The organism is Actinomycetospora sp., from assembly GCF_036497585.1.
Lineage (GTDB): Bacteria > Actinomycetota > Actinomycetes > Mycobacteriales > Pseudonocardiaceae > Actinomycetospora.
On record NZ_DASXJD010000051.1, the window covers coordinates 1 to 4,432 of the forward strand.

4 protein-coding genes are annotated in these 4,432 nt (G+C 70.8%); 3 read left to right on the plus strand and 1 reads right to left on the minus strand.

The features are described from left to right. The first annotated feature begins 165 nt into the window (after nt 1-165). From VGH76_RS05200 to VGH76_RS05205, 3 genes are all read left to right on the plus strand, one after another. Nucleotides 166-2,568 (plus strand): serine/threonine-protein kinase, encoded by a 2,403-nt coding sequence (locus tag VGH76_RS05200; protein ID WP_331555551.1) that lies wholly within the window; start codon nt 166-168, stop codon nt 2,566-2,568. A 130-nt stretch (nt 2,569-2,698) separates the two neighbouring features. Further along, nucleotides 2,699-2,911: a cytidylate kinase family protein gene (locus VGH76_RS27920; protein ID WP_414637674.1), complete on the plus strand. Its 213-nt coding sequence runs from the start codon at nt 2,699-2,701 to the stop codon at nt 2,909-2,911. After that, complete coding sequence (locus tag VGH76_RS05205; protein WP_331555552.1) at nt 2,878-3,345, plus strand: cytidylate kinase-like family protein; 468 nt, start codon at nt 2,878-2,880, stop codon at nt 3,343-3,345. Before VGH76_RS27920 ends, VGH76_RS05205 begins: the two co-directional genes overlap by 34 nt. Nucleotides 3,346-3,552: 207 nt before the next feature. Here the strand turns inward: VGH76_RS05205 and VGH76_RS05210 are convergent, their stop codons facing one another. Further along, nucleotides 3,553-3,942 (minus strand): DUF4190 domain-containing protein, encoded by a 390-nt coding sequence (locus VGH76_RS05210; RefSeq protein WP_331555553.1) that lies wholly within the window; start codon nt 3,940-3,942, stop codon nt 3,553-3,555. Nucleotides 3,943-4,432 lie beyond the last annotated feature (490 nt).

Genomic DNA, 4,432 nt, shown 5'->3' on the forward strand with positions numbered 1-4,432 from the left:
ACTCTCCGAGGGAGTTACATGACGGAATGCGTCCGATAATCGAGATCCACATCGCGGTGCGTCACGTGCCGTGAGCGCACCGTGAAATTGCGTGAAGGGTGTATCAAGTCGGCCTTCGGGATCGACATACTCCTCGACACCGCGTCGCCGTTGGGGGAGAACGTCATGACCGAGCAGTTCGGACCATACGAGCTGCGGCGCCTGTTGGGCCGTGGGGGAATGGGCGAGGTCTACGAGGCCTACGATTCGGTCCAGGAGCGCACCGTCGCGGTGAAGCGACTGATGCCGCACACCGCCGAGGACCCCGAGTTCCAGCGGCGATTCCGTCGAGAATCGCGTCTCGCGGCCCGGCTGAGCAGCCCGCACGTCATCCCGATCCACCAGTACGGAGCGATCGAGGACCAGCTCTACATCGACATGCGGTTCGTCGACGGCCCCAACCTGGAGCAGGTTCTCGAGGCCGAGGGGACCCTTGACCCGCGGGCAGCGGTCGGCGTCGTGGAGCAGATCGCGAGCGCCCTCGACGCTGCGCACCACGAGGGCCTGATCCACCGCGACATCAAGCCCTCGAACGTCCTGCTCGACCGCACCGTGGGCGCCCACGATTTCGTCTACCTCGCCGACTTCGGCATCACCCGGGCGATCGGCGGGCACAGCCAGTCCCTCACGGCGACCCACGCCCTGGTCGGCAGCCTGGACTACATGGCGCCCGAGCAGTTCGCGGGCACTGCCGGGCCGGAGATCGACATCTACTCCCTCGGCTGCGTGTTCTTCCAGTGCCTCACCGGCACGAAGCCCTACCTGGCGGACACGCTGCCGGCGCTCATGCACGCCCACCTCACCTCCGAGCCACCCGCGCCCTCCGAGCGGCATCCCGAGGTGGGTACCGCTTTTGACGGGGTGGTCCGCGAGGCGCTCGCCAAGGAGGTCGCCGACCGTTACCCCTCGGCCGGGGCCTTGGCCCGGGCGGCCCGGGACGCGCTCGAGGCCATGGAGCGCACCGTCGTGATCTCACCGTCTGCCGGTGTCGGGACCGTGTCGATCCCCGCGCCGACGGTCGCGCCGGAGGGGAAGACGGAGTTCCTCGTCCCGGCCGGGAGGCGGGAGCACGCCGCCAACGGCCACGAGCCGGCGAACGGCGACGGCCCGGTGGCCGCGCCGTCCTCGGTCACCGCGGGTCCGGCCGCGGCGGCCGCCGAGTCCTCGTCGTCGACGGCCACCCTCGACCGGGCCACGGCGGTCCCCGTCGAGGGCACGTCTGCCCCGGCGGCGGGTTCCCGCGACGGCGCGCCGCCCGACCTCCGAGGACCTGCCGGACCCACCGGCCCGATTCCGCCGCTGCCGCCGAGCATCGGCCAGAACCCTCGCCGGCCAGGGCGTCGCACACAGATCGGGATCGCCGCGGCGGCGGTCGTGCTGGTCCTGGGCGTCGGTGTCGCCGTAGGCAACGTGATCGCTACCGGCTCCAACAACACGGCGACCACCTTCCAGACTCCCGGCCAGTCCGGTCGCGGCCCCGTCGCCATCGTGCCGCCGGCACCCGTCGTCGCCAGCGTCGACCTCCCCACGGTTCGGGGCACCCTGAGCGTGGGCAACGGCCCGGAGGCGGTTGCGTTCTCCGCCGACGGCAAGAAGGCGTACGTCACGGGCAGCGCCGGTGGGAACGTCGTGAACGTCGTCGACACCGCCTCGGGCGCGGTGTCCGCGGTGATCCCAGCGCCCGGTCCGCCGCAGTTCATCGCGCTCGCGCAGGACGGCGCCCACGCCTACGTCACGCTCTACAACGCGCAGTCCAATCAGAACGACGTCGCGGTCCTCGACACCGCGGCCGGGGCGTTCACGGCGGTGATCCCCACCGGGCAGAAGCGACCCTTCGGTCTCGCGGTGTCGCCGGACGGGAGCCGCGTCTACGTGCCGAACCACGATTCCGGCGACGTCTCGGTCATCGACACGAAGACCAACACCGTGCTGACCCAGATCCAGGTGCCGGCGAGCCCCCACTGGATCGCCTTCACGCCCAGCGGTCGGTTCGCCTACGCCGCCAACCACCATGCCGGCGTCGTCACGGTGCTCGACACCAAGACCAACACCGTCGCCGGGGTCATCCCGATCGGCGAGAACACCGCCCCGCACAGCATCGCCGTCTCGCCCGACGGGCGGCGGACGAACGTCGTCAACTACGACGGCAACACGATGTCGATCATCGACACCTCGAACAACGCCGTGCTGACCACCTTCCCCGTGGGCATCAACCCGCAGAGCGTGGCCTTCTCCCGGGACGGCAAGCACAGCTACGTCGTCAACAACGGCACCAACAACCTGTCGGTGATCAGCACCGCCACGAACCAGATCACGGCGACGGTGCCGCTCGGCACCAGCCCCTGGATGGTGGCGGTCGCCCCGGACGGTCGGACCGCGTACGCAACCAACAAGGAGAACAACTCCATCACCGTGCTCGACCTCGCCGGTGGCCCCGGCACTCCGGCTCAGCCGGGTGCGGCGCCCGTCCCGGCCGGATCGGCTCCGGCCCCGATGCCGCCGATGGACCACATGGGACACAGCCACTGAACGGGAGCTGACGGGTCGCGTCGGTGGCTCGTTGTCCTGGCACCACCCGTCCAGGTGGACCACCTCCGTGTGGGCTGCGCGTGCCGCGAGCAGGTGCTGAGGTCGGCTCGGCAGCAGGAGGGGCATGTCGATGCGGTTGGTGACGATCTCCGCGCAGTACGGCGCCGGCGGCAGCAGTATCGCGCCCGCGGTGGCCCGAGCCCTCGGGCTGCCTTTCGTGGACCGCGCCATCCCGGTGCAGGTGGCCCGCGAGCTCGGAGTCAGCACGGAGGAGTCGCTCGCTCGCGACGACCGGCCGAGACCCGATGGATGTCGCGGTGGCTCGCCGGTACCGCCCGGGTAGCCGCGGTCACCACCACCGTGCCCGTCACGCCGACCGGACCCGCAGTCGGTCCCCTGCTGTCGGACCAGGAATTCGTCGCCCACACCGAGAAGGTGATCCGCGGGCTGGTCGGCAGCACGGGCGCGGTGGTCCTGGGCCGGGCCGCCGCGGTCGTGCTGGGCGATCGGCCGGGCGCGCTCCACGTGCGACTGCACGGTCCGTGCGATCGACGGTTGCGGCACGCCATGGCGTCGCGTGGCATCGACGCGACCACGGCGCAGCGGGAGATGACCGACGCCGACCGCGCCCGCGCCGCCTACGTCAGGCGGTTCTACCGCCGGGACCCCGACGACGCCGGGCTCTACCACCTGATGTGCGACTCCACCTCCATGCCGCCCGCCGCGGTCGCGGAGCTGATCACCTTCGCGGCTCGCGCCATGACCGAACAAGGGTGACCGTCGGGGGCGACGACACCGGGGATCTCGGCCCACAGCCGCCATCGGCCATGGGCCGGTGGGGTTTGCGGCACCGTCCTGCTCGCGGTTGGAGCGGCGCCCGATCCGTCGGCACCCCGGCTCCGCGGATCGCTGGCCCCGCCGGCCCCGCCGGCCCGGGAGGAGCGGCGGTGACGGCGGCGCGGCGTCCAGGGAAGAGCCGCCACGTCAGTAGTTGCTGCTGGACGACCCGTAGTACCCGCTCCCAGAGCTGTAGGACGACGAGTAGGAGGAGCCGTAGCTCGGTGTCGTGTACGTCGAGCTCTGGTGTGCCGAAGTCGCGAGCCCGATGACGACGAGGGCCGTCAGTGCCATCCCGGCGTATCCGAGGCCGAGGCCCCACAGACGCAGGCCGTCGCCGCGTCTGCCCCCGCTCTTGCACTCATCGGCGGCGGTGTGACCCAGGATCACCGCGATCAAGGAGCCCAGACCCCAGAACCAGATGAGGCCCAGGACGAACGACGTGATCGCCATCCCGCTCCACTCCTGGCGCGGACGCTCGACGTAGATGATCTGAGGCCCCTGCCCGGAACCCTGCGGCTGCTGCTCGACGGTCATCTCGATCCTTTGTTCGCAGATGTGACGATCCACAGATCGCGGTCTTTCGGAGCAGCGTTAGCGTCCGTTCGGGTGATCGGATCTCGGCTCTCCCCATGGGGCGGTCTCGCCGGCACCACGCCTGGCGACCGTGCGGGCTCGGCTTCTGACGCAGCGCCATCGTCCGGGAACTGTGAGTGACCCCACGGGCGTTGCCGATCACGACGGAGTTCCTGTCCCCGGCACGGGTTGATACCAAGATCGCCGGGTTGATCGACGGTCCAACGGGGGGCGGGTCGACCGCACCGTGAACCCCACCCGAGGAGTCGAGCACCATGTCCGAACCGACGCCGCCGACGACCCAGACGACCGACGGGCCCACGCCCGCCGAGCAGTTCTCCGCGATCACGCGTCGCGGGAACGCGACGTTGACCCAGGCCCGGGAGCAGTGGACCGGGCAGGCCGGCGAGATCGGCACCGCGGTGCGCGAGCGGGCCGGTCATGCCTGGGA